The sequence below is a fragment of the Pseudoalteromonas lipolytica genome (assembly GCF_900116435.1).
In the GTDB taxonomy this organism is placed as follows: domain Bacteria; phylum Pseudomonadota; class Gammaproteobacteria; order Enterobacterales; family Alteromonadaceae; genus Pseudoalteromonas; species Pseudoalteromonas lipolytica.
On sequence record NZ_FPAZ01000007.1, the window covers coordinates 25,442 to 51,125 of the forward strand.

Sequence of the window (25,684 nt, forward strand, 5' to 3'; positions counted from 1 at the left end):
TTGTAGGCGCGATTTGACATCGCGCCTACAAATACAAAACCCCTTGCCTAAAACCGATAACTGATACTGGCATTATAGGAGCGACCTTGTCCTGCTAGCTGCTCAAAGCCAGTGCGCATATCGTGCTTATAATTAGCAATATTCACTCCGCCAAGTGGCTGCTGATAATACGCATCAAGTAAGTTGGTAATTGCTAACTTAAAGGTTAAATTTTGCCATGTTTTTTTACTTGAGATAGCTAATAAATTGTAGCTATCGGTTTGATTTTCTAATCGGCGCTCATCCACCTTGTCTTTACTGTCAACCCATTGCCAACTCAGGGTACTTTCCCAGCCTTTGTATGCGTGTTCAAGGCTTAGCTCTGTGTGCCATGGCATAATTTGGTATAAATCTTCGTGGCTGTCATCGCGCTCGCCATAATTGCTGGTAAACGCTCCTTTTAACTGCCATTTACCTGCTTGCTTCGAATTATACAGCTCAATAAGGCCTGCTAATTTTAGCCCATACAACGTCGCATCTAAATTAGTAAAAGTAAGAATATGTCGCTTGGTATGAGCACTGTCAGTGCGGTTAAAGCTTTGCGTCACTTCAGCATCAATATAGTCATTTACCTGCGTGTACCAGGCATTCGCCGTTATTTGCCAGCTATCATCTTTTGCCAGCTTAGTGTAGCTAGCGCTTAGCGTATGAGCGGTTTCGGCTTTTAAATCAGGATTACCAATGTAGCCATTACCATCACCAAACCAGCCAATCATGGTACTTGCCATAGTGCCAACACCCCAGCTGTAACGCTCATATAAATTAGGGGCTCGGTTTTTACGAGCAAAACCAAATTGCAGCTCATCATTGCGACTTATTTGGTAGCGTGCAAGCAGACTAATATCAACTAAAGTATCGTCACGTTTGCGATCCCGCTGATTAAATTCCATCGCAGCCTGTGCATCGGTTTTTGACATGTCCATCATTGAGTTCATATGACCCACACCGCCCATAGCCCCTTTGTTATAGGCTTGTACGTCGCCTGTATTTGTTGTTACCTGTTCAATACGCATGCCTGCCGACAGCCACCATGCTTGATTAACTTGACTTTCATACTCTGCGAATGCACCCAGACGATTACGTTTACCATCATTAATATTTACGTATTCGTTCGGCCCCATCATCATTGACCCTTCAACAGCAGGCCACCAATCATCGATACGATAACTGTAATATTCGTGCCCAAACAAAAGTGACGATTCTGCAGATAAGTCTAAACGCCAGTGCAACTGATAACTGTAGTCTTGTGCGTCGGTATTCATAGGCATCATGCCGGGTTTCTCTGTACTAAAAAAACCCATTTTGTGTTTTACATCATGCGCATTCACTTGCACCTGCAAATCACCATTTTCAAGCTCTCGTTTATACTGAGCAACTAAGCCATAGCTGGTGTTATCGGTCATATCCATGTATTGATTTGGAAAACCCTGATAGGGAATTTTTTGATGACTAAATTTTACTATAACCTGCTGTTTATCATCACGAATAGCACCTGTTAATGCATGATTTTGCACACGATATAACGTGTCGAGTACACGCTCCCCATGACCATCGTTATAACTGTTAGCCTCTTCAAAGCTGCCTTGATAAGACACGCTTACATTGTTGCTCGCAATACCCATACCTAGCCCATAGGCTTGGCTGTCGCTAACGCTTTTATATTGTGCGGTGGTATAACCTGAGCGCCAAGTGAGCTGTTCCGAATCGCTAAACTCGGGCGCAATAGTATTCACACGAATAACCCCGGCAATATTATCGCCCCCGCTGCTAACCGGTGATACCCCCGCAACAACACTGTACGATGTTACTTGATTAGCAGAGACATAGGACAAGGGTGGGTTCATTTGATTAGCGCACGCCGCAGTGACATCCGCACCATCCACTAATACTTTAACCCTGTCTCCCATCATGCCATTTAATACAGGTAAGCTTGATACACCACCCGCCGCTGAAAAATCAACGCCTAAATCAGATAACAGTGAATCGGCAGAGCCAAGCAATTGATGACTATTTTGGGCATGACCTTGCACTTCGATCACTTCAATCGAATCATCAGCAACAGCAGAGACACTTAAAATAGCGCAAATCAATGCAGCAACTTTAGTAACTAAAAAACGAGGGGGAGTTAAATGCGTGTTCATAAGTCTATAAAACAAAAAGTTAATTTATAAACCGATTATAAAACGCATTAATTTGGCTGAACACGTGACATATTGTCGCACCCGCTGCGCAGTCAAAACTTACAGAATACAAAAAATACGTAAAATACTAGCGTAATACCACCAACGGAATACGGCTATCTTCAAGCATTTTTAATGTGGTGCTGCCCAAAAAGAATTGTCGCCATTTAGAGTGACCAAATGCCCCCATCACCATAAGATCAACGGCATGGTCGCTTTTATAACGCCATAACGCCTCATATACATCGCCATCGAGCATGCGTGCTCTCACATTAAACCCATGCTCTGCTAAGCGTGCCGATGCGATGTCCAGCTTATCTTGGCAATGACCATCATGCTTATCGACCATGACTAAATGACAACCTAAGCCTTTTAAAATCCCCCCTTTAATAATTTGGCTTATTGCTTGGTCAGTACTGTCACTGCCATCGTAAGCCAGCATAAAATTAGTGGGAGCATGAAACTGCGGCGGCACAATTGCCACAGGAGTATGAACTTGACGAATTAAGGTTTCGATATGCGACCCTAGCATCTTAAAATTATCACCGTGTCCTTTTCCTGCGCGGCCAATAATCATTACTCTGGCACTGTCTTCGTGTGTCAGTAACGCATCGACTAAATTCATTGAAAGCTGTTGTTTTTCAACAGCGGTCAGCCCTGCATGCTCAGCTTTCTTTACAGCTTCCTCTAACAGTAAATGGCCATGTTGAGCAGCGACTTTATTGCGCTCTTGTTCAAGTTTGGCAAGCTGTTCAAGTAATGATGTTTGCGAACCTAAGCCAATAATCGCCGTAAGGTCATCACTACCCTGTTGCAAAGGAGGCTCTAGCGCATGTAAAAAACGTATGGGGTGCGAAGTACGTTTGGCTATCCAAATAGCAGCCTCTGTCACTGCACTGGTGATAGTTGAACCATCAATACAGGCGAATATCTTTTCCATTGCCACTCCCTCCAAAGCCAAGTCTATATACACAGTATAGTTGGGATTTATATTTGTATTTATTTTGAAATGCTCAGCCTTAAGAAGTTCAACTTTATTCGTTATAGCAAACTAATATAGAACGTTCCAAAAAGTGCTGGTTTACTCTATTTTATTTGTATTACAATAGCGCATAGCACCTCTTATCATCAGAACGCAACATGGTTCTGGCATTTTCTATTTCTCTTAAAACATGTTTTAAAGGAGTTACATGACTAACGTCACCAAAACTCAAGGCCGCGAAAGCACCTTTACAATCTTAATCGTATTAGCCTTAGGAACATTTATTCTTGGCCTCTCTGAGTTTTCAATGATGCCAATGCTGCCGCTTATTAGCGAAACATTTTCATCAACTCCGGCACAAAGTGGGTATGCCATTAGCGCCTATGCTATTGGTGTGGTGGTGGGTGCGCCACTTTTTATGATCACCACAGCCAATATGCGAAAACGTAATGCCCTACTTATGTTTGTTACTATGATGTTTTTATTCAATGGCTTAAGTGCTTTTTCACATTCTCTTGAGCAATTGATTTTATTTCGCTTTTTAAGTGGCTTGCCCCATGGAGCCTATTTTGCCGCCGCTATTTTACTGGCCGCCGACATTGCCCCTGCCGACAAACGAGCCAGCTTTATGTCAAAAGTATTTATGGGCTTAACCGTGGCGACCATCGTGGGTGTACCAATGGTGACGTTAGTGGGACAAAACTTTAGTTGGCGCTATTGTTTAGCTGGCACCGCAGTGCTTGCTCTTGTTGCCTTAGTGCTAATTGTAAAATACGTACCAAACGTTAAGAACTCATCACCCACTTCAATTCTAGATGAATTAAGTGTGCTGAAAAACAAGCTAGTATGGACTATTTTAGGCATCATTATTATTGGTTTTGGCGGCGTATTTTGTGTTTACACTTACATTGCCGACACTATTTTAATTGTGACTCATACGCCCGCTTACACTATATCAATCGCTATGATCATGTTTGGTATTGGCTGCACCTTAGGCAACTATGTGTTAGGAAAGGCAGCCGACCATTCACCACTAAAAACCACAGGGGCAGCACTTATAGGTGCCGTCGTATTTGCAGCAAGTTATGTCAGTGCCAGCCACAATATTTGGCTACTTTATGCGGTGATTTTCTTTATTGGTTTTAGTGTTGGTTTGGGTACTGTTATTCAATCACTATTAATGGATGTATCACCACAAGGCCATGCCATGATAGGTGCACTCGTACAATGCGCATTTAATACAGCCAATGCCATTGGCCCTTGGCTTGGTGGTATGGCCATTGCCCAAGGTGCATTGCCCAGTCAAACGGGTTATGTCTCGGCAGCCCTTTTTTTAGGCGGCTTTATGATGTGGTCATTAAGCGCAATACAAATGAAAAAATTACGCGTTGAAAGTTAACCAGTTAGTCAAATTTGTAGCCGCGATTTCATATCGCGTAGAAGGAGTGGCGTTTAATCAAGAATGGCTTACCATTCGGCGTTAAAACGCCTCCTTCAACTTGCTACTCTCTTTTTATTCATCCCGAAATACCTCTTCGATTCTTACGTTAAATACACTTTATAAAAACGTATATACACTCGATATGTTGACTTTTTTGTTTCAAAAAAGGCAACACACTTGCCGTCAATCTCATAATATAGTATTAATCAAGAGTGTGCGTGGCATGAACAAAATCGGTCCAGGCGATTAATTTTAATAAAAAGAAGATAACACTATGAGTACGGCGCTGTTTTTCGTTGGTGAGTGGCAAGTTACCCCCAGCACAAATTCAATACGACGTGGCGAGCAAGTAAAACACATCGAGCCAAAAGCAATGGATGTATTATTGCTGCTATGCGAAAAACAAGGTGAACTGTTAACCAGCGATGAAATTATCAATCACTGTTGGCCAAATGTAGCGCTTGGCGATAACCCGCTACATAAAGTGATCACGCAGCTACGCAAAGCATTTGACGATAAAGCCAGTGATCCGCAGTACATCGAAACCATTCGTAAACGCGGTTACCGCGTTATTGCCGAAATCAACTTTGTGCTCAACGAAGAACAAAAAGCCAGCCAAACCAGTTGGCAAGGTGATTCGCCTTTTGTTGGCTTAAGTGCGTTTGCACCTGAGCAAGCCGATGTGTTTTTTGGCCGTAATAAACAAATAGAAACCTTATTACACAGGGTATCGGCTCAAATAGAGTTTGGTCGCGCGTTTTGCTTAATATTGGGGGCCAGTGGTTCAGGTAAATCGTCGTTAGTTAACGCAGGTGTATTGCCCGCTTTAATGTCGAGTAATGGCTACGATGGCATTAGAGTACACAGTTACTGCCAACTCGACTTTGCCGATGTGAGTAAAGAGCGCTTACTCCTTGATTTAGCCTCAACCTTGCTCGATTTAGAAATAAACGACGCACCTGTACTTCGCGATATAAGCGCCGATACACTGGCTGAATTGTTATTAACAGATCCAGAACAGGTTATTACCCGCTGTAAAGCAGCCCTTGCAACGCTAAATACAGAGCACACTACGCCCTATTTATTTTTATTTATCGACAGGCTCGAAGTGCTATTGTCATCACCGGTATTTAGCGACGACGAGCGCAGTCAGTTTTTAAAACTCATAGAATGCTTAGCGACAAGTGGCTGCATGATCATTTTTAGTGCCTGTCGTAATGACTTTTACCCACAAGTAGTGAGTCAACCAAGTTTAATGGCAGGTAAAGCCAATGGCGCACATTTTGACTTATTAGCGCCAACGCGCTCTGAGCTTAAGCAAATGATCCGTTTGCCAGCACTTGCAGCAGGCTTAAGTTGGCAACATCACCCAGAGCATCACACACCGCTTGATGAACAACTTTGTAACGACACCGCCAATAACCCAGATGCATTGCCAATGCTGCAATACACGTTGCAACAGCTTTACTTGCAGCGCAGCCCAGACAACGAACTGCTGTTTACTGAATACCAAGCCCTAGGCACCATCGAAGGAGCCATCGGTCAAAAAGCCGAACAGGTATTTTGCCAATTACCCAAAGAACAACAAACTGAACTTGCCGCAGTCCTTTCAAAGCTGATCACGCTAAACCCAGATGGCGAAACACTCACCAGCCGCGCAGCACGTTGGAGCGAATTAACCAGCCCAGCTGCAACCAAACTTGTTCAGGCTATGGTCGACAGCCGCTTGTTTGTATCGCACCTTAAAAATGAGCAAGCCTGCTTTAGTCTTGCCCACGAAGCGTTGCTGCGCCATTGGCAACGCGCTATCGATTGGGTGCAAGAACACCAACAAAGCTTAGCAATAAAGAGCCGCGTGCAACTAGCTACCGAGCGTTGGCTGCTTGAACAAAAACACAGCGACTTTTTATTAGCCCAAGGCAAACCGCTGCAAGAAGCACACAGCCTAGTTAAAAACCCTATGTTTAGCTTATCAAGCGACGAACAAGCGTTAATTAAAGCTTCTAGCAATAAAGCGAAACGTAAAAAACGCGTGTTACAAATAACGGTGGCTGCACTTGTTTGCTTAACCTTTATTGCCACATTTATGAGCGTGCGCAGCTACCATGCAGAGCAAGTAGCAAAACAAAAACGCCAAGAAGCTGAGAGTTTATTGGGTTTTATGGTCGGTGAATTTGCCGACAAACTCAGAAGCGTTAATCGTATGGATTTACTGGATGGTATTAGCAATAAGGCTCTTGAGTATTTTTCCAATCAAGACGAAGAAGCTGCCTCGTTGTTTGACTTTAGCGATAAACAAGCTCAGTTTAATAACCGCTTTCAATACGCTCAAACCTTAGAGGCCATGGGCGAAGTCGCCTATTCGCGCGGCAAAACCGACGAAGCCTTCACCGCCTTTGAAAATGCGCGAACGCGCCTAGAATCTTTACTAAAAATTCAACCCAACAACCTTGATGTTTTAATGCTTGCAGGGGCTAATGCTTTTTGGCTTGGTAACTTAACTTATGAGCAAAGTAATTACCTAGCTACTGAACCAATGTTTAAACGTTACTTGGCTTACAGCGAAAAAATGTATCAGCTTGCCCCTAATGACTTTAATTCGATTATGGAGCTATCTTACTCACACAATTCACTGGGTTCACTGTATTTAAAGCAGTTTAATTACGCACTCGCAAAGCAGAGCTTTACTGAGTCTTTAAAACTTAAAAACCAAGCCCTTGAGCTAAAACCTAATAACAAAAATTTATTACGCGATAAAACAGACACCATTAGTTGGATTGCAACCACAGAAGAAAGGCTAGGTAATTTGAACGCAGCTCTCGAACTGCTTGAACAAGCCACTCAAGAACTAGTCAACATGCTTGAAACGTCACCGAATGATGCAAGCTTACATAATTATTTAGCAAACACTTATATGCAACAAAGCTTTTTATTGAGCTACTTCCCAAATAAGAGAGCGGCATTTTTAAAAGCAGAAAAAGCAACTAATGCGATTAATAGAGCTAGGATCCAAGATCCAAAAAATCAAAAGTTTCAACGCACTTTTTATAGAACGCTTGCATATCAATTAATGCTATTAGATAAAAGTAAAACAAGTGACAGAGTACCAGAAGTTTTAAGTTACATTGATGAACAGGGATTTTCAGATACGACTTTAATAAACGTTCAAATAGGTGTGATTCATTATTTAATAAATCGAAACCTTTTAAATGAAGCTGAAGAGCTACTATTAAAACTAGAAAGCAACTCAGATTTTATTGAGAGAATATCTGACACTAGCAAAATAGAAAACAACTCTGCACTAATAAAAGCTAATTTAATTAAAGCAAAGCTCGCTAAAGACAAAATATCAAAACAACAAGCATGCCAAGAAACTATTAATACAATCGAAGAAAACAATAATGGTAGTAAAAGCATTAAAATGACCTACCCCCTAATTCAAGCATATACTTGCTTAAATAAAGAAAGTGAAATCAATACACTAAAAAACAAACTGATTGAGTTAGGTATCACTAACTTTGAACTATAAAAAATAAAGGGAAAAACATGAGCGAAAATCAAACTTACAATTTTACAGTGAATGTTTCACTTAACACTGAAAATGAAGCTGTATTTACATACTTCCAAGACGGTCAGCAAGTTTCTGGTGGCGGTACTGTTAACCAAAGAAACAGCCTAGGTATCTATACATTAGATGAAGCAACGAGTGCAGCAGGATTTGTATTTACAGGTGCTAACTTTTCAAATATTGAGGGCGAATGTGCGCAAGACTTTAGCCACTCTGTTACTGATAATGGCCAAACGATTCAGATTTCAGATTCTGATGAGAATAGCGGTAAAGCATGTATGGTTTTCACTGTAGAGTGCAATGGCATAAGTTATGAAAGTGCCGATCCGCAAGTAAACAATGAAAAAGAAAACTAAACAACACCCACATAAGGCTCCATCAAGGAGCCTTTTACTACTTATAAACAATAACTTAAAACCAGAAGATTACCGGAAGGTTAATTTGCACTTTTTTAAGTAACTTTATAGACACCAAAATCGTTTGCATCGGCAAAAAGGAAACGAACGTGTCTACTAACAAAAATGAACAACCAAGCACTGCTAAATCAGAAGTGAAAAATGCACTGTCGCAGTCTATCAATTCAGAGCAACTTGCACTAATTGTACAAATGTTTCAGAACATTCCTGAGGGAGTGTTTATCATTAATGGTCAAGGCACGTTTGAATTTGCAAACCCGATGGCGGCACAACTTTTAGGTGATAACCAAGAAGCGTTAATCGGTCAAAACCTGTTACATTACCTACACGACACCGACCGTGACAAATACATGTATACCCTACTCAGTTGGTTAGACCATAAAGACTCGCCCATTAGCCTTGGGCCAAACGAAGTTAAAATTAACCGTGCCGATAGTAAAACCCTTGAAGCGGATTTATGTATTTCAAGCTTGCCAAAAAATATAGCTATTGCAGAAAACTTATTTATTTGTGTATTACATGATTTATCATCACACAAAGAGCAATATAATCGCTTAGTTAAACAAGCCACCACTGACCATTTAACCGGTCTTGCAAACCGCCTTACATTAGAAGAGTCATTAAAAAAACATTGGCAAGAAAGCGTACAAACTAATCAAGCGATTAGTACTATATTAATCGACATTGATTATTTTAAATTATTTAATGACCGATTCGGTCATGTTAAAGGCGATAAATGCTTACAAAAAGTCGCGAGTATAATTGCCGAATCATTGCCTTCTCGCGATTGTTTAGCTGCGCGTTATGGTGGCGAAGAATTCGCCATTATATTACCTCGCTGCCAAAAAGACACCGCAGAGGCCATCGCTAAACATATTCAAATTAAAATAAATAATACGCTATTTACCGACATTGGTTTACCGAGCGACTTTAGAATAAGTGTAAGCCAAGGTATTGCATGTGAATATAATAATCAATATCGCACATCAGAAGCGCTTATTTGTGCAGCCGACACCGCGTTATATCGTGCAAAGACAGAAGGCAGAAATAAAATTAGCACGAGCCTATAAACACTTAATTAACAAACTAAAAACCTAGTTAACAAGTCGTATTAGTTACGCATATACTATACTTTAATATTATTTGTTTGTTCCCACTTTGCATTTTACACTGCGCTAAAATAGATAAGTCAGATGGGAATCAACAATGGCATTATTCAACAAATTACCTTTGCAACTTGCAATTGCAAGTACGCTTGCTGCATCAGTGACTGCAATCGCTGCTGAGCAACCTGCTGAAAATACAGCAAAAGACATTGAAGTTATTTCAGTGACGGGCACACGTCGTAGTTTACGTAGCCTGTCTGAAAGTACAGTACCGGTTGATTTATTAACAAGCCGCGACTTAGCAAGCACAGGTCAGCTTGAAATTAGCCAAGTACTGGCCTCTCAATTACCAAGCTTCAACTACCCAAGTGCGACCCTTGCTGATGGTACAGACCACGCTAAACCTGCTGTATTACGTGGCCTTGCACCTGATCACACACTGGTATTAGTCAACGGTAAACGCCGTCATGCGGGTGCACTATTAAATTTAGGTGGCACAGTGGGTCGTGGTTCAACGGCAGTTGATTTAAATAATATTCCTACCTCTGCGATTAAGCGCGTAGAAGTACTGCGTGATGGCGCAGCGGCACAGTATGGCTCCGATGCCATTGCTGGTGTAATTAACATTGTACTAAAAGATGCCGATGAAGGCGGTAGTGTAAGCTACACCTATGGTGAGTACGACACGCAAATGGCAGGCTCGCCACAGTTATTAAGCACAGGCACAGACAGCGAAGGCAACTTAAGCTTTGCAAAAGGCGCTGACCGTAAATTAAACGATGGTATTTCACGCACCGCAAGCGCTAATGCGGGTTTTTCATTTGCAGATAATGGCTTTATTAATATTTCAGTTGAATCGCGCAATAACGAGCCAACCAACCGCTCAGGTATTGACCAGCGAGAGCAATATAGCCGCGATGCAAACGGTAACCTAGACCCACGTGAGTTTGACTTTGACCGCTACAACCACCGTTTTGGTAAAGCTGATATCGAAGATATTGCTGTGTTTTATAACCTAGGTTACGAGTTTGATAACTCGCTATCACTTTACTCATTTGCCAGTTACTCAAACCGTAAAGGTAACTCAGCGGGTTTTTACCGTCGTGCCAAAGACTCTCGTAACTTAACTGAGGTTTACCCAGACGGTTTCTTACCAGAAATTGATACCGACGTAGATGACTACTCATTTGCTATTGGCCTTAACGGCGAAACCAATGACTGGGCATGGGATATAAGCAGCAATTATGGTCGTAATGACTTTGCGTTAGGGGTAAGCAATAGCTTGAACACCTCAATGGGTGTAAATAGCCCAACTGAGTTTGATAACGGTGCGCTTGTCTACGAGCAATACCTCGTTAACATGGATGCCAGCAATACCCTTGATTTAGGTTTACCCGACGATGTATTTGTGACAATTGGCGCTGAATACCGCCACGAAAACTACCGAATCAAAGCAGGTGAAAAAGCCTCTTACATCACTGTACTTGATGAAGAAGGCAACCCTGTTGCGGCGGGTGGCGCACAAGTTTTAGCGGGCTTTTCACCAGAAAGTGCCACCGACAAGAGCCGCCATAATGTCGCGGTATTTGCTGAGTTTGATACGTACCTAACAACCGACTGGAATGTGGTTCTTGCGGGTCGCTTTGAAGATTACAGTGACTTTGGCAGTACCTTTACATCGAAACTGGCTTCGCGTTACAGCATTAATGAATCACTGTCGCTACGCGGTGCAATCAGCACAGGATTTAGAGCACCATCACTTGCACAAACGTCTTACAAATCGGTAAGCACAGTGTTTGAAAATGGTATTCCAAGTGAAGTTGGTTTGTTCCCTGTTGATGAACCTGCCGCAAAAGCACTGGGTGCTCGTGACCTTGATGCAGAAGAATCAGTCAACATGACTGCAGGCTTTATCTTTACGCAAGGCGGTTTTAGTTTAACACTTGATGCGTATCGCATTGACATTGATGACCGTATCGTCTTGTCTGAAAATTTAAGCGGCCCAGAAGTAGAAGCTATTTTAGCCGAAGCTGGCGAAGTTAATACTCAAAGTGTTCGCTACTTTACCAATGCCATTGATTCACGTACGCAAGGTGTCGATATTGTTGCAACCTATTCATTAGGCTTAGAAAGCTACGGCGATTTACGCTTAAGTGCGGCTGTTAACTTTAATGATACTGAAGTGACTCATGTTAAAGAAAACCCCGCTGAGCTGGAAGCGCTTGGTGACAGCTACGAGTACTTTGCACGCCGTGAAATCACCCGCTTTGAAGATGGTACGCCAGCAGATAAGTGGAACTTGTCGGCAACCTGGGACTTTGAAAACTTTCAAACAACATTACGTGCTACGCGTTATGGTGAAGTTGTGGATACATCAAGCACACCAGAAGGTGATGAAGTCATTGATGCAAAATGGATCACGGACTTAGAAGTCGCGTACCGCCCATCTGAACAGTGGAAATTTGCTGTTGGCGCAAACAACTTATTTGATCAGTATCCACAAGATACTGTTAGCAATATAGGCTACAGCGACTTTAATCAAATTTTCACCTACAGTGCATTCACACCTTATAGCTTAGATGGCCGTTTTATCTACGGAAACATCACCTATAGCTTCTAAAAATAAGCGGTGCTGGCTTAGGCTGGCACCGCGTCCTACTTTGTAAGTAAAGCCCGCGAGTAAAAATATCTCGCTTGTAACCAACTTTTTTCAGACCTGCTGCGACTAACTTAATAACTTAACCCATTAGGACAGCATCATGAATTTAGTACGCATTACGACATCAGCTCTATTAGCCGCAGCCACCACAGCCTGTATTGGCCTTTCAAGCGCAAGCACGACTATTGACGATAACAACTACCGTGTTATCACGTTTAAAGACTGTAAAAAAGTTCATGAAGGCACGTTAAACAACGAGCAAATTGCCGCCTATCAACAATTAAAACGTGAACAAGAAAAGCTTGAATCACTGGAGTTGCCACTAAGCGACATGGAAGAGCAAGTCACGGCCTATTCACAGCAAATAGAAGCGATTACAAATAAAGCTGTGGTCGAAGATGAAAACCACCTTAGAATAAATAAAAGTCTGTTAAAAGAACAAGATAAACTAACTAAACAGCTTGATGAATTAATCGCCTCGCATGATGCCGATTTCAAAGCGTTAGATGAACAAGCTAAGCACATGGAAAAAGCTGCCACGTTATTTGATGAGGCTATGAAACCAATGATGGAGCAAAATGAGACGACCCATTTGCAAATTTTAGCGCCGGGTGAAACTGAAAAACCGGGGTGTTTTTACACTATATAAAGCCTAAAGCTGCGTTTTGAGCTGTGTATAAAGTTTGGCATGAGATGGGCGAATGTCTTCTTTATGCACTTGCTTAAACCAATGTGCAGCTTGAGCTCGGTTACCCGCTTGCCAGTGAATTTGTGCCAAACGAAGTTTATAGATTGCTATTACAAGTCGGTCTGACTTCGCGTCCATGTAGTTTAGCGACTCGACATAAAAGTGATTTGCTTTATCGTATTGTGACAATAATTGATGAGTGCGGGCTAGATTCCCCATTGCCACTGATATTTTTCGGCTATGGTCAGTTTTCAAAATCCATTCAACCGCAGAAACCCGACTAACCAAAGCGCGCTCAATATCGCCTAACGAATGGAACACATTTGCTTTGTTTGACGCCAGCTCAAAATGAAAAATAGGATCTTTACTTTTACCAAAACGACGCTCAGCTCTATCAAGAATATGCAAAGCAGTTTCTTTGTTGCCAAACACATGCTGTAAGTTAGCCAATTCGACCATACGCATAGGGTTACCAAACGAGTCATAAATGGCTTGTAGTTTATCAAAGGCTTTCGTTGCGTATTTACGACCCGTTTCATAGTCACCTAAATAGTGCATTGATTTAGCATAGTAAAAATACACTTGGACTTGAAATACGATGGGTAAATCGGATTTTTCAATAAAAGGTTCGGTACTGTCTTTTAACGTTTGATAAGCCAGTTTGTCGTAATAATAATCAAATTGGTATGACTTTATCTCATACCATTTATCAGAATAAAGCTGCGCACTGGCTAATTGCTGATCAATGAAGTCTAAGCAGCTTACCTGCGACTGCTGAGCGCAATATACCTCGTGATCGCTAAAATTTTCAGACGCGGCTGCATAAAAACAGCCGAAGCCTAACAATAAGGTTAACGTTTTCTTCATTCACTAACATCTCAGTGAGAACACAACCAAAAAAATAACAAAAAGTAATACTTTATGACAGTTCTTTTTGACGTGTTTGATAATTTTAACGTGCAATCGCGTGTTTATTATACCCATTGGCTAAATTGCGTATTATTGTAGACTGCTCTAACCCTAAGTATCCGTTTTATATACAAAAATTATTAGTATCAATTTTCAGTTTTACACAAGATAAGTAAACAACGTATCCACTGATACCGTTAAATAGAAGCCAATAAGTATGAAGAACTACTGGCTTCACTGTGATTTATAGTAGCAACAGGCTTCCTAACCCGAGAAAGGTCACAAAACCAACAATATCTGTCACCGTGGTTAAAATTACAGAACCAGACAATGCAGGATCAATTTTAAGCTTATCTAGAATAGACGGTATCACAACGCCAGACAGCGAGGCAGCCACTAAATTAAGTAAAATGGCAATAGTGATAGTCACACTTAACATCCCGTCGTTAAACCAAAAATAAGTGAGTACACCAATCACCAATGCCCATACACAGCCATTTAATGCCCCTACCCTAAGCTCCTTTTGCAATAAAGCTCTGCGGTTAGAGTCGGTAACCTGTCCAAGCGCTAAACCGCGCACAATCACGGTCAATGTTTGGCTACCTGCAATGCCTCCCATCGACGCAACCACTGGCATCAATACCGCAAGTGCCACGACTTGCTCAATCGTGGCACCAAACAAACCAATAAACCAAGATGCTAAAAATGCAGTCGCTAAGTTAATGCCTAACCAAATACCGCGGTTTTTCGCTGATTTAGTGACACTTGAGAACAGGTCTTCGTCTTCACGTAGACCACCCGCTTTCGCAGCGGCTTCGTCGGTCACTTCTTGGCGTAATTCATAGGCCGATGACACCGCTAGACGCCCTAATAACTTATTGTCGGCATTCACCACTGGCATCGCCATTTTTTCACTGTGGATCACCACCTCTGCCGCTTCATATAAGTCATCATCAGCATGTAATGCTGATGTATCTAGATTTGCATGCTCTAATAAGGTATCGGAATCATTGGCTTTAAATAAGGCATTTACAGGCACTTCACCAATCAACGTGCCTTTACGACTTACCAAATAAATTACTTCGGTGTATTGCGGCAAGCCTTTTTGCAAAATTTTACGAGCGCCCGCCACCGTCTGCTTTTCTGACACTTTTAACGCATCAAAGTCTAACCAGTGTCCTAGTTGCTCAGGGTTATACTGCTGAGCAAGTTCGTAACGCTTTGTTTGTACTTCATCAAGCTGGCGACGCGCATAATCAACAAAACGCTCTGGAATAATTTCTTCAAGTTCGAGTAGCTCTTCTACGCTCACTTCATCAAGTAATTTAAACCCTTGCGCTTCGTCTAAACTTTGTAATAACCACCGACAGCTGTCTCCCCCCAAATTAATGAAGATTTCATGCTGTGTGTCTTCGTCAAGCAGTTGCCAAATTTCTAATCGTTGTTCTTTGGGTAATGCTTCAAACAGCAGCGAGAGATGTTCTGTCGACAGTTTTTCTTTGGCGTCGGCAAGTAACTTATTTTTTCGCGTTGTGGTGTCACACTGAAGCAACTCATCAATGAGTTGTGGAAGTTGATCAACAGGATACTCAATCATCTAAGAGCTCGGTTAAATACATCAATAACAACAGTCTAACGCAGCTTTATTAAAATAACTGCCCCATCATTGATTTATTTTTCCTTGTATCATCTCAGTCATGTGCATTAACTTTTCGCTGTATACCTTATTAATCTTTATAACGAAATACCGGCTTATACCTTCAACTGACTTGGGGTAAGCCCAGTCCAGCGCTTAAACGCGCGCCTGAAATTAGCAATATCATAAAACGATAAGCGCATTGCGACCTGCTCATTACATTGTTCACGCATAGTCAGTAAGTATATGGCTTTGCGTTTACTTTGTTCTTCATACAACGCTGAAAAACGTACACCGTGAGCTTTTAACTTTCGCTTAAACGTCGCTGAGCTCATTGCAAACTGGCTTGCGACTTGTTCTAAATTAAGCGCTGGGTTTTGATAAATGACTCTGCTCACCGCTTCAACAAAGGTGCTGTTTGCTGTGTTTAATGTTGCCAATTGAGAGTTAACTTGTGAAAAGCGAAAACTACTAAAGGTAGGGTTTGTAAGCCTTAATGCTTGTTTGCTTAATACCCAGCGAGTAATGGGCTGTTCAAACGCAACGTTTAGCCCTAAATGTTGCTCATACTCTTGGCTGTGCCTTGCCCGTTTATAAGCGAAATCAAACTGACATGGCACCCGCTCGCCAGCCACTTTTTTAAGCGTTTGATAAAATGCAGCACTGTAAATTTCGAGCACATATTGGCTCATTTCATCATCAAGACCCACAGCATTTTGCAACTCAATATAATACTGCTCGTTATGCACATAACTGTGGCTAAATAACAGCGGAGCAAGTTGCATACGCAAGGCGTCTAGTTGCTTTAGAGCTTGACCAATGCTCAAACTTTGCAAAACACCTTGCGCCACAACCGAGGTGTCATTAGCAAGTTGGCTACCTAACAAAAAGCCACTGTCGGCCGATTTCATTAACAGCTTAAACTGCATCAATAAACGCAATTGCTGAGAGAGACTAAACTGATGCTGTACACTCATTAAGTCTTGCTCAAATACCCCCGTGCCTCTGAGTAATTTATGTAAACCAATACCGCGACTTAGAGCAAGCTCTACCAGAGTCGTAATCAGACCTTGCGCGGTTAGATACTTATCATCTTGATTAAGATACTGCTTCACAATGGCTGACTCTGTGTTGTTTTTGTTGTTGTAATGCGGCGTGTAAACGCGCGCTCAAACAGTGTGCTGTATCTCCTTGCTCACTGCCCACTAACGCAACGGTTGCATGCTGAAACTTCGCGTGTTTTTCGCCCTCAACCTTAAATGCGCAGTGACTCAGTGCCGAAGATATTTGTGCCACCAGCTCTTTGCCTTGTAACGCGGTGGTGTTTGGCATTAGCACCATAAAACAATCACCCGCATAGCGACATACCACATCCGTAAGACGACAATTCATTATCATAAGCTCACTGACTTCTCGCAGTAACCTGTCACCTTCGATAAAACCAAACTCGGCATTAAAATCGGCAAATCCACGAATATCAATAGCCGCAAGTTGCAACGGCTGCGACTCATTCAACTGCTCTTTTAACACCGTTTGTAAGTAATCGGCTTTATAAAGCCCAGTAATTGAGCACACTAATTCATGCTCACGGTGCATTGCTTCACGGCGCTTTAACTGACGATTAAGCACAAACTGCTCTTGATGCCATTGATACAAACCTAGGCTTGTGAAAACCATACCAATGGGGGCAGGTAAAGACTCAATCAGACTTAGCCACGTATTTGTTGGCTGATGTAACCATTCATCAAATAAGTCCAGCGAGGCCGAAAACATAAAAAGACCAAGCCCTAACACTAAAAAGCAGGTGACTTTTCCGGGGGGTCTCGAAATGAGCAGTGCAAATATCCATGTTAGCGTCATCATCACAATGCCGCCCTCGCCGACAATATCCAGCCATGATATGTCGGCCAGCGCTTTTCGCTCTCCGTCATATGCACTGAGGATAAAAGCGCTCACAAATAGCGCTATAACCGCATTTGTTAAAAACCGATGATGAATAAAAGGATTAAATCGCATGAAAGACACCTAACTATGAATCATGCTGCCATGCTAACCCGTTCGCATTTTTAGCAGCAGGGTCATATTAGCTCAATGATGTGACAGCAAAACGACACTCCCCCCTTTTTGATGACTTTAATCACTGTATTTACCTTGATTAAGCGGGGTGATTACAGCTCAAAATGCTTTATAAACGCCTCTAATAGCTTGTTTTTAAAGGCTGCCAGCGGTTTTCTGTCACATTTGCGTCATTTAAGCTGGGTACTTTGCTCACCAAACCAAGGACAAGTAGGAGCAAATCCATGAAACAGTTTAAAACGAAGGCACTTGTAAGCGCCCTCGCCTTATGTCAATTCGGTGCCTTTGCACAAGAGTCAGACACCAACAATGAAAAGAAAGTAAAAGTATCAGAAGAGCTCGTTGTGTATGGTGAAATAGGTTATCGCAACCGTTCACAAGAGCTGGCCCCAACCCTTGAATACTCACAAGAGTATTTTCAACGTTTTGAGCCTCTTACCGCTGGTGATGCTTTAAAACGTGTTCCTAGTGTGACATTTTTATCTGACGTATTAGAGTCAGATGGCGCCCGTATGCGTGGCTTGAGCCCTGCTTACACTAAAGTACTTATTAATGGTGAAGAAGTACCAGGGGCAGGCGCTGATCGCTCATTCTTTGTTGACCGCATTCCTGCTGAACTGATCGAGCGTGTAGAAATCATTCGCGCTTCAAGTGCTAATCGTTCTGCCGATGCAATTGCAGGAACGCTTAATATTGTTCTGCGTGATGGCTACAGCTTAGACGGTGGTTATATTCGTGCTGGCGGCCTGCGTTACGACGACGGCGAATTAAAAGAAAGCTTTGCAGGTGTGTACGGTACTGAATTTGCCGGTGGGCGTTTGTTACTTGGCGCAAACTTACAAGGACGCTATAACCCAAAACAAAAATCTAGCTTGCGGTATGGCGACAGCCCTGAAAACAACGAAAATTACAAAACTGAAGAATTTGATAACCGCGAAGATCAATCTGATATTCGCGATGGCGACGACACGTCACTGAATGCCAGTTACGAAATTGCCTTTGATAATGGCAGCAAGTTTGACATCAGTGCCATTTGGGTTGATACCGACCGGACTGAAGATGAACGCTCATTTGAATACGATGACCCAACAGCAACAAGTAACGCAATTGTAGAAGGCGGAAACCTCGAAACCGATAACGCCAATGTGTCTTTCATTGATCAAACTAACTACAACATTAACTCTGGGTACGAGTTACCGCTATTTGGTGGCACCAGTAAATTTAAAGTAGGTTATGCCCGCTTCGAAGAGTCGGTCTACGAGCAAGAGGTCGAAATTGATACCTCAGAACTCCCAATGGTGTTCGAAGAAGAGGAAGAAACCGTTGATATCGACGATAAAGAGTGGTCACTGCAATGGCAACATAGCCTATTTGCTGGTGAAAATAAAACCATTCAGTTTGGTGCATTTGTGCAAGGTAAAGAGCGTGATACAGCGGTTTATCAAGCAGAAGATGAAAATGAGCAAAGTTTTGCAAGTTGGGATCAATTTAGTCAAAACCCACTGTCACTTGCCGGCTTTAACAATGAATTTGAAGCCGCCGCGGGGGGTGTAAATAAGCTTAAAGAAGACCGTCTAGATGTATTCGCACTCATCAAACACGAAGACCAAGATTTCTCGTGGGAAATGGGGGTACGCTACGAAACAACCGACTCAACCATCACGGATAATGTCAATGATGTGACGGCGAAGAATGATTACGATTTTTTCTTACCATCGGCCCACTTACGCTACAACGTTTCTGAAAACGGCCGTGTTAGCGCCTCTGTGGCTCGTAGCTTACGTCGCCCAGATTTTGACTACATTACCCCTGCTCTGCTTGAAAAAGAGCTGGGTGATAACGACTTTTTAGGTAATCCAGACCTACAACCCGAATCATCGTGGGGGATGGATCTTGGCTACGAATACCGGTTAGGTAAAAGCGGTGTAGTGGGTGTTAACGTGTTCTACCGTGATGTAAGTGACTTAATTGAAGTTGCCAATACCAGCCAACAAGGTTCTGAAGGCGAAGGCACCTATATTTTGCAACCGCGCAACACCGGTGATGGTAATGTAAAAGGGATTGAGCTTGATTTATCAACACCTTTAACAGCCTTAAGTATGCCAAATACAGGGATTTTCTTTAACTATTCATGGCTTGACTCTGACGTTAATGACAATTTTGGTTCACGTAAGTTTAATGACCAATCTGACTACGTATTTAACGTTGGCTTTATTCAAGACTTACCAGATCTGGGCGCTTCATTTGGTGCCACATACCGTAAACAAGGCGATGCGTATGGCCGCATAGTGGGTGAAGAAGTAACAACACACTACGGAGCCGACCTTGAGGTATTCGTAGAAAAACGCTGGCAAGACATCACCCTACGATTAGTCGGCTCAAATTTGCTCGATGCAAGCAAAGACGAAACGTTCAACAAATTCGATACGCTTGATGATCAAGTCAACCGTGACTTTGACGAGTATGAGCTGGAGTCTGAAGAAGCAGGGCCTGTTATTCAATTAATGCTGCGTTACGCATTTTAATTTTAATAGACCGTTTTAAGGCAGCTCATTGCTGCCTTGTTTTATCTTGGGAAATCACATGAATATCACACAATCATTTAACCTTATCGCCAGTGCTATTTTGCTCAGTACAGTGGCGGCTTGTAGCCAAACAAACGCCCCTGTCGACAGTGCTAATCAGGTTCGCGCATTTGGACCCACTGAAAATGTACAAGGTTCACAAGCAGCAGCACTCACCAATAACACATGGTTAATAAGCTCAGAAAGCCAAGGGTTACAACTCATTGATGAAATGGGCAACAGCCATACTTTACAAAGCGGTAACTTTGAAACCTTGTCGGTGAAGGCGCTTGATAACGGCCACTACCTTGTCGCAAGTATTGACAATGAAACAGACCAAGCCGTTATATTTAAACTTCAAAAAGATGCCCAATGGCAATTAAAAACGTTAAGCAGAATTACGCCACCAAAAGCGAAACCCGAAGCGGTGTGTTTATTTTCAAACTCAACCACACACGCGGTGTCGGCGTTTGTGAGTGATGCGCGCGGCCTTATTCGCGAAACCTTGGTTTATGATGTCAAAAACAATCACCCTTTAAACCTTGAATTACGTGAATTTGCAGGAATAAGTGACACATCTGGCTGTGCGGTCGACGATCACAATAAAACCCTTTACTTAAGTGAGGGAGAGGTGGGTATTTGGCGAATTAATGCCGATGCCGAGTCGCGTGCAGATAAAACGCCTGTCGCACTTATGGCCCCATTTGGCAACTTGGTTCCTGAGATTGGCGGCTTAAGCACGACAAGCGATGGCAGCCTGTGGTTTACAACCACTGAAGATAACACGCTACATCGCTATGAGAGCAAAGATAAACGCTTCAGCAGCTGGCAATTTGCAGGTGACTTAGCACTCGAATCAGCAGCGGTCCACTTTAACAACACCAAAGCTGATATTGTTTTTTACGATGATGAATCGGGGCATTATGTAAAAGGCTTCATCAACACGCCGTATCAAGAACAGGTAAAACCTACCAAACAGGCGGTCACTTACATTACCGCACAAGCGCAAACAGATGCTGTGCGAGCTTTTGGAGACGCCGCTGACGATCCTGCAATATGGATCAACACACATGATAAAGCGCACAGCTTAATTCTTGGCACTGATAAACGCCGCGGTTTAATGGTGTATAACCTTGCAGGGAACGAGCTTCAAGCATTAGAAACGGGCCGTTTAAATAACGTTGATGTACGCCAGAATAATAGCATTGATAACCCAGCCCATACGTGGATCACCGGCAGTAACCGCACTCATAACAGTATCAGTGTGTATACCGTTGATACACAAAACAAGGTGCAACACTTAGCCGAATTGCCAACCACACTGACTGAGATTTACGGTATGTGTATGTATTCATCATCCACGGGTAACTACGTGTTCATGAATGATAAATCGGGGCTATTTCAACAGTACAAATTAACCGGTAACGCCACCTCAGTTAATGCCAAGCTGGTGCGAGAATTTAATGTACCGAGCCAACCAGAGGGTTGCAGCGCGGATGATAAAACCGGGGAACTCTTTTTAGGTGAAGAAGACGAAGGTATTTGGTTTATTGGCGCTGAACCAACAGCAGGCACACAGCCCGTGATGTTACAAACAATCAACGACATGTTGGTTGATGACATAGAAGGCATGGAAATTTATCACGCCACAGATACGCGTTATTTAGTCGTGTCTAGTCAAGGAGATAACAGCTATGTGCTGTATAAAATCATCGACGGCAACGTGCCACGCCTTGAATTTGCTGGTAAATTCGCAATTAGTAATAACCTTGAACGTGCCATTGACGGCGTTTCAGAAACCGACGGATTAACGGTCACAGCAACCCCTCTGCCGGGCTATCCTGAAGGAGTGTTAATTGTGCAAGATGGCTATAACCGCATGCCACAAGCACCGCAAAACTTTAAGATTATTGACTGGCGTGAAGTGAAAAAAGCGCTGAAATAACCGCTAAAGTGACTCCGCTAAGGTGTTGGGCTTATCTCAACACCTTTTTTATTAAGTAAGGCGACCTGTGGCATTACCTTAGCGATAAAACAGGTAACTAAAACAGCCCACCAGCGCCCCATAAATCAGCATTGGGAAAAAGGTTTTTTTAAGCACGGGGCCTTCTTGATTGTTCACCCCAACAATACTGGCCACAGCAATAATGTTGCTGATACAAATCATGTTGCCCATTGCCGCTCCTGTCGATTGAAGAGCCAGCACTAAGGTTTCTGATAACCCAACCTGTTGGGCAATACCATATTGAATCCCCCCAAAAGTAAGATTAGAAACTGTCGCAGACCCCGAAAAAAACGTACCTAGCGCACCAAGGTATGATGCAAATAACACCCAATGCTCACCGGTTAAATTAGCAAACGTATTGGCGATATAAAATATCGGCGCCTTATGCCCTCCTTGCATTAACACATTCACCATCACTAACGCGCCAATTAATGCCACACAAGGCAATGCAATTCGGCTTAAGGTGTCATGAACCATGTGCGACACCTGCTTTTTATTCATCTTAAGCAGCGGAACACTCACCAATACCACCAACACAAACGGGATCAGTGCTGGCACAAACAAGGTTTTATATGACCAACTAACGGCTGTACCGAACAGCTCATGCAACGATATTATCAGTGCTTTACTGAGCTCAAATTGGGCAAATCCTAAATGAATACTCAACCAAACGGTTTCATCATTTAAAAGTGCTTTAATACCTAACTGATGAATACGCGTCAGCACAAGCACCAAAATCAATAACACAAGCGGAAAAAAAGCCAAGAATAACGCCTTGCCATCTATTGGCTTATTAGAGACGGGGGGCTGTTGTGACTTAACCAGTCCAATGCCCTTTTTTGCCAAAAATATAGTCACCAATAACCCCACTGCTCCGCCAATGAGTGATGGAAACTCGTAATTCCACTGCGCAAACAACCAATAAGGTAAAACACATGACAGCACACTTAAATAAACAAAAACGCTGTTTTTGCGCACCGTGTGAAAAGGCAATACTAAACACAGCGCAATCATGGGTATCACCAAAGCGGCAACCACATGACACAGCGCTGTCCACTGAGAGATAGCCAACACCTGTTGCTCGTTTAACGAAAGTGCCGAAAAACCAAACCACGTTGGCGTTCCCACAGCCCCAAACGACACAGGAATCGAGTTTAAAATAAGCGTAAACACAATCACTTTAAAAGGCGAAAAGCCAAGCCCGACTAAAATAGGTGCCGCAATTGCCGCGGGGGTGCCAAACCCCGACGCGCCTTCGAGCATAAATGCAAACGCCCACCCTATAATCATTAACTGCGCAACGTGATTACCGCTAATCGACTCTAACCAATGCTTAATCGTGGTTTCACCACCCGACACCGCTAACATCCGATTAAGTAAAATTGCCCCGGCGATAATTGAAATAGGGGTCAGTACCGACAACATGCCCATAAAGGAGTTGGCGAGAAGTAAACGAGGGTCGGCTTGAAAATAAAATAACTGAAGCAGCACACCAGCCAATGCCGACACAGGGAGTGCAACATAAGAAGGCACGGGACTGCGCTTAACCATCATCCATATGAGTAAAAAAATGGGCAACGCAGCCACAAAGGTATTCATGATATATCCTGTCTATAATTAGCGTCCATTACCCGCTAAGTATAGACAGAATAACTAAATTTATAGGCACGAAATAAATTAAATCAGCGTACTTAACCACCAAAGTAGTAACACTAAAATCGACAGCCCTACCAATGCTTTGGTTTTATGCTTTTGAATAATGCGTTCAGCATGATTACCTGCGTAATACACCACAAGCGCTAAACCAAAATATCGAATAGAGCGTGCTATCACGGTCGCAAGTAAAAACAGCACCAACGAAAACTTCGTTGCCCCCGCGGCTAACATCGCAATTTGAAACGGAATGGGGATAATGCCAAGACTCAACACAAACCAAAATCCTTGACCTTGCATCTTTTGTTTCACTTGCTCGAATTGCTCAGGGTTTGAAAAGGTATTGATAACCCAATCCCCAACTACATCAAATAAGTAATACCCTAACGCATAGCCAAATACAGCACCGATAATACACCCGACTGTCGCCATCAGCGCAATTAACCACAACTTTTCGCGGCGCGCTTGCATAAGTGGCACAAGCACCGCTTCTAGAGGTATGGGCACAATAGTCGATTCTAAAAACGAGGCGATCGTGATTGATCTCAGCATATGTTTAGAATCAACAAACTGCCGTGTTTTTTGCTTAAGCTTTTTTGCTATACCCATCATTTATCCTTAACAATCGTGTTGCTTTTAAGGTTACAGCAAAAATGATTAACCGTCGCTTACGGTGCGTGGATATAGCGGCTACGTCCTTGATTTTTAGCTTGATACAACGCCTGATCGGCTCGTTTCATGGTGCTGCTAAAGGTTTCGGTTGCTCTTTTTATCGCTGATCCCGCACTGACACTGAGCGTTTTACCGGGTGAAATCATCACATTATTTGCTAAACCTAATAACTGCTCACATATCGTTTGCACCACATTTAGATCATCTGTGGGAATATAAAGCGCAAACTCTTCTCCCCCTATGCGGGCAAATAAAATGCTCGGATCAAGCTGTTGTCGGCACTGATAAACAAAGTCGATCAAGACTTGATCGCCCACATCATGACCGTGTTCATCATTAATAGCTTTAAAGTGATCAATATCGATAATAACTAAGCTGTGTGTTTTGGTTTGGTTTAACTGAACAAAATGGTAAAAATAGCGGCGGTTATAGGCTTTGGTGAGTACATCTGTTTTAAGCTCTTCGGCTAAGTTTTTGTGCGCTTTTGCTAAGTCTGACAAAGCCAAAAACAACCCAAAGCTGGTGACTAACATGCCAATTGTTCTAAACATGTCTTCGATATAAATACCAATCCATACCGGTTGATAAACCAGCTCATCAAGAAAGTCGAAGGTTAAGCCAATACTCCATAAATAGATCCCACTGCTCAAAAATAAGTAACTTAACTTAGCAACCGCCGACGTTTGTACAAATGAAAAGATAAAAATTAGGATCAATAAATTAATCACATCAGAGAGTACGCCATTTATATAAATATTGACTTCTAGACGATTAAAAATTGATAAATAACCCACCACAATACACAACAGAGTTACAATAAAGAAGCTAATAAATAATTGCTTCAAAAATATCGGGGCAGGAGCAGAATTAGCACTCCCCTCAAGAGGAATCATCGTCTCATTCATAGGCATAACTACAATTTACAGCAAGTGAACAAACAGTATCAAAGGGTAAATAGATGTACAGAAAATTACACCTGTTCACCTAAAAACCAGCATTTGGGCTGGAGTAATTAATCTAAAAACAAGACATAAGGGGTAATAAAATTACCCAAATTAGTACCATAGGATATAATGTGTCGCATTCAAGT

General features: G+C 42.5%; 17 protein-coding genes. 8 read left to right on the forward strand and 9 right to left on the reverse strand.

What is annotated here, in order from left to right:
- Positions 1-47: 47 nt before the first annotated feature.
- Positions 48-2,180, reverse strand: a complete 2,133-nt coding sequence (locus BM378_RS08545) for a TonB-dependent receptor plug domain-containing protein (protein WP_074988981.1) — start codon at positions 2,178-2,180, stop codon at positions 48-50.
- 127 nt (positions 2,181-2,307) lie between these two features.
- Positions 2,308-3,159, reverse strand: coding sequence for a universal stress protein (locus BM378_RS08550; protein ID WP_074988982.1), 852 nt, complete (start codon positions 3,157-3,159; stop codon positions 2,308-2,310).
- 250 nt (positions 3,160-3,409) lie between these two features.
- On the opposite strand from BM378_RS08550, the gene BM378_RS08555 reads away from it, so the two are divergent.
- The 6 genes from BM378_RS08555 to BM378_RS08580 all read left to right on the forward strand — a co-directional run bounded on the left by BM378_RS08555 (position 3,410) and on the right by BM378_RS08580 (position 13,040).
- Positions 3,410-4,600, forward strand: a complete 1,191-nt coding sequence (locus BM378_RS08555) for an MFS transporter (RefSeq protein ID WP_065978589.1) — start codon at positions 3,410-3,412, stop codon at positions 4,598-4,600.
- 316 nt (positions 4,601-4,916) lie between these two features.
- On the forward strand, positions 4,917-8,171 hold the full coding sequence (locus BM378_RS08560) for an nSTAND1 domain-containing NTPase (protein ID WP_074988983.1): 3,255 nt from the start codon (positions 4,917-4,919) through the stop codon (positions 8,169-8,171).
- Between the two features lie 17 nt (positions 8,172-8,188).
- Complete coding sequence (locus BM378_RS08565; RefSeq protein ID WP_065978591.1) at positions 8,189-8,566, forward strand: DP-EP family protein; 378 nt, start codon at positions 8,189-8,191, stop codon at positions 8,564-8,566.
- Between the two features lie 149 nt (positions 8,567-8,715).
- A complete protein-coding gene (locus BM378_RS08570; protein WP_074988984.1) occupies positions 8,716-9,696 on the forward strand; it encodes a GGDEF domain-containing protein in 981 nt (326 codons plus the stop codon).
- A 136-nt stretch (positions 9,697-9,832) separates the two neighbouring features.
- Entirely contained in the window at positions 9,833-12,352 is a 2,520-nt protein-coding gene (locus BM378_RS08575; RefSeq protein WP_074988985.1) for a TonB-dependent receptor plug domain-containing protein, read from the forward strand.
- A gap of 139 nt (positions 12,353-12,491) precedes the next feature.
- Complete coding sequence (locus BM378_RS08580; protein WP_074988986.1) at positions 12,492-13,040, forward strand: hypothetical protein; 549 nt, start codon at positions 12,492-12,494, stop codon at positions 13,038-13,040.
- 3 nt (positions 13,041-13,043) lie between these two features.
- Here the strand turns inward: BM378_RS08580 and BM378_RS08585 are convergent, their stop codons facing one another.
- The 4 genes from BM378_RS08585 to BM378_RS08600 form a co-directional block, all read right to left on the reverse strand.
- On the reverse strand, positions 13,044-13,946 hold the full coding sequence (locus tag BM378_RS08585) for a tetratricopeptide repeat protein (protein ID WP_074988987.1): 903 nt from the start codon (positions 13,944-13,946) through the stop codon (positions 13,044-13,046).
- A gap of 286 nt (positions 13,947-14,232) precedes the next feature.
- On the reverse strand, positions 14,233-15,585 hold the full coding sequence (locus BM378_RS08590) for a magnesium transporter (RefSeq protein WP_074988988.1): 1,353 nt from the start codon (positions 15,583-15,585) through the stop codon (positions 14,233-14,235).
- A 155-nt stretch (positions 15,586-15,740) separates the two neighbouring features.
- The gene (locus BM378_RS08595) at positions 15,741-16,739 is read right to left on the reverse strand and encodes a helix-turn-helix transcriptional regulator (RefSeq protein WP_074988989.1); all 999 of its coding nucleotides are present in this window, start codon (positions 16,737-16,739) and stop codon (positions 15,741-15,743) included.
- Positions 16,723-17,640, reverse strand: coding sequence for a GGDEF domain-containing protein (locus BM378_RS08600; protein WP_036966826.1), 918 nt, complete (start codon positions 17,638-17,640; stop codon positions 16,723-16,725). The genes BM378_RS08595 and BM378_RS08600 overlap by 17 nt, the downstream gene beginning before the upstream one ends.
- A 284-nt stretch (positions 17,641-17,924) precedes the next feature.
- On the opposite strand from BM378_RS08600, the gene BM378_RS08605 reads away from it, so the two are divergent.
- Positions 17,925-20,225: a TonB-dependent receptor plug domain-containing protein gene (locus BM378_RS08605; protein WP_074988990.1), complete on the forward strand. Its 2,301-nt coding sequence runs from the start codon at positions 17,925-17,927 to the stop codon at positions 20,223-20,225.
- Positions 20,226-20,283: 58 nt separating this feature from the next.
- Positions 20,284-22,209, forward strand: coding sequence for a phytase (locus BM378_RS08610; protein ID WP_074988991.1), 1,926 nt, complete (start codon positions 20,284-20,286; stop codon positions 22,207-22,209).
- A gap of 78 nt (positions 22,210-22,287) precedes the next feature.
- Here the strand turns inward: BM378_RS08610 and BM378_RS08615 are convergent, their stop codons facing one another.
- The 3 genes from BM378_RS08615 to BM378_RS08625 form a co-directional block, all read right to left on the reverse strand.
- Positions 22,288-23,868 (reverse strand): L-lactate permease, encoded by a 1,581-nt coding sequence (locus BM378_RS08615; RefSeq protein ID WP_206770716.1) that lies wholly within the window; start codon positions 23,866-23,868, stop codon positions 22,288-22,290.
- Between the two features lie 78 nt (positions 23,869-23,946).
- The gene (locus BM378_RS08620; protein ID WP_036966814.1) at positions 23,947-24,531 is read right to left on the reverse strand and encodes a YqaA family protein; all 585 of its coding nucleotides are present in this window, start codon (positions 24,529-24,531) and stop codon (positions 23,947-23,949) included.
- Positions 24,532-24,590: 59 nt separating this feature from the next.
- On the reverse strand, positions 24,591-25,499 hold the full coding sequence (locus BM378_RS08625; protein ID WP_177222581.1) for a GGDEF domain-containing protein: 909 nt from the start codon (positions 25,497-25,499) through the stop codon (positions 24,591-24,593).
- Positions 25,500-25,684 lie beyond the last annotated feature (185 nt).

Excerpts from the sequence above, each read along its gene's own strand:
- BM378_RS08545 (WP_074988981.1), bottom strand. The coding sequence starts at position 2,180 with ATGAACACGCATTTAACTCCCCCTCGTTTTTTAGTTACTAAAGTTGCT.
- BM378_RS08550 (WP_074988982.1), bottom strand. The coding sequence starts at position 3,159 with ATGGAAAAGATATTCGCCTGTATTGATGGTTCAACTATCACCAGTGCA.
- BM378_RS08555 (WP_065978589.1), top strand. The coding sequence starts at position 3,410 with ATGACTAACGTCACCAAAACTCAAGGCCGCGAAAGCACCTTTACAATC.
- BM378_RS08560 (WP_074988983.1), top strand. The coding sequence starts at position 4,917 with ATGAGTACGGCGCTGTTTTTCGTTGGTGAGTGGCAAGTTACCCCCAGC.
- BM378_RS08565 (WP_065978591.1), top strand. The coding sequence starts at position 8,189 with ATGAGCGAAAATCAAACTTACAATTTTACAGTGAATGTTTCACTTAAC.
- BM378_RS08575 (WP_074988985.1), top strand. The coding sequence starts at position 9,833 with ATGGCATTATTCAACAAATTACCTTTGCAACTTGCAATTGCAAGTACG.
- BM378_RS08580 (WP_074988986.1), top strand. The coding sequence starts at position 12,492 with ATGAATTTAGTACGCATTACGACATCAGCTCTATTAGCCGCAGCCACC.
- BM378_RS08585 (WP_074988987.1), bottom strand. The coding sequence starts at position 13,946 with ATGAAGAAAACGTTAACCTTATTGTTAGGCTTCGGCTGTTTTTATGCA.
- BM378_RS08590 (WP_074988988.1), bottom strand. The coding sequence starts at position 15,585 with ATGATTGAGTATCCTGTTGATCAACTTCCACAACTCATTGATGAGTTG.
- BM378_RS08600 (WP_036966826.1), bottom strand. The coding sequence starts at position 17,640 with ATGCGATTTAATCCTTTTATTCATCATCGGTTTTTAACAAATGCGGTT.
- BM378_RS08605 (WP_074988990.1), top strand. The coding sequence starts at position 17,925 with ATGAAACAGTTTAAAACGAAGGCACTTGTAAGCGCCCTCGCCTTATGT.
- BM378_RS08610 (WP_074988991.1), top strand. The coding sequence starts at position 20,284 with ATGAATATCACACAATCATTTAACCTTATCGCCAGTGCTATTTTGCTC.
- BM378_RS08615 (WP_206770716.1), bottom strand. The coding sequence starts at position 23,868 with ATGAATACCTTTGTGGCTGCGTTGCCCATTTTTTTACTCATATGGATG.
- BM378_RS08620 (WP_036966814.1), bottom strand. The coding sequence starts at position 24,531 with ATGGGTATAGCAAAAAAGCTTAAGCAAAAAACACGGCAGTTTGTTGAT.
- BM378_RS08625 (WP_177222581.1), bottom strand. The coding sequence starts at position 25,499 with ATGAATGAGACGATGATTCCTCTTGAGGGGAGTGCTAATTCTGCTCCT.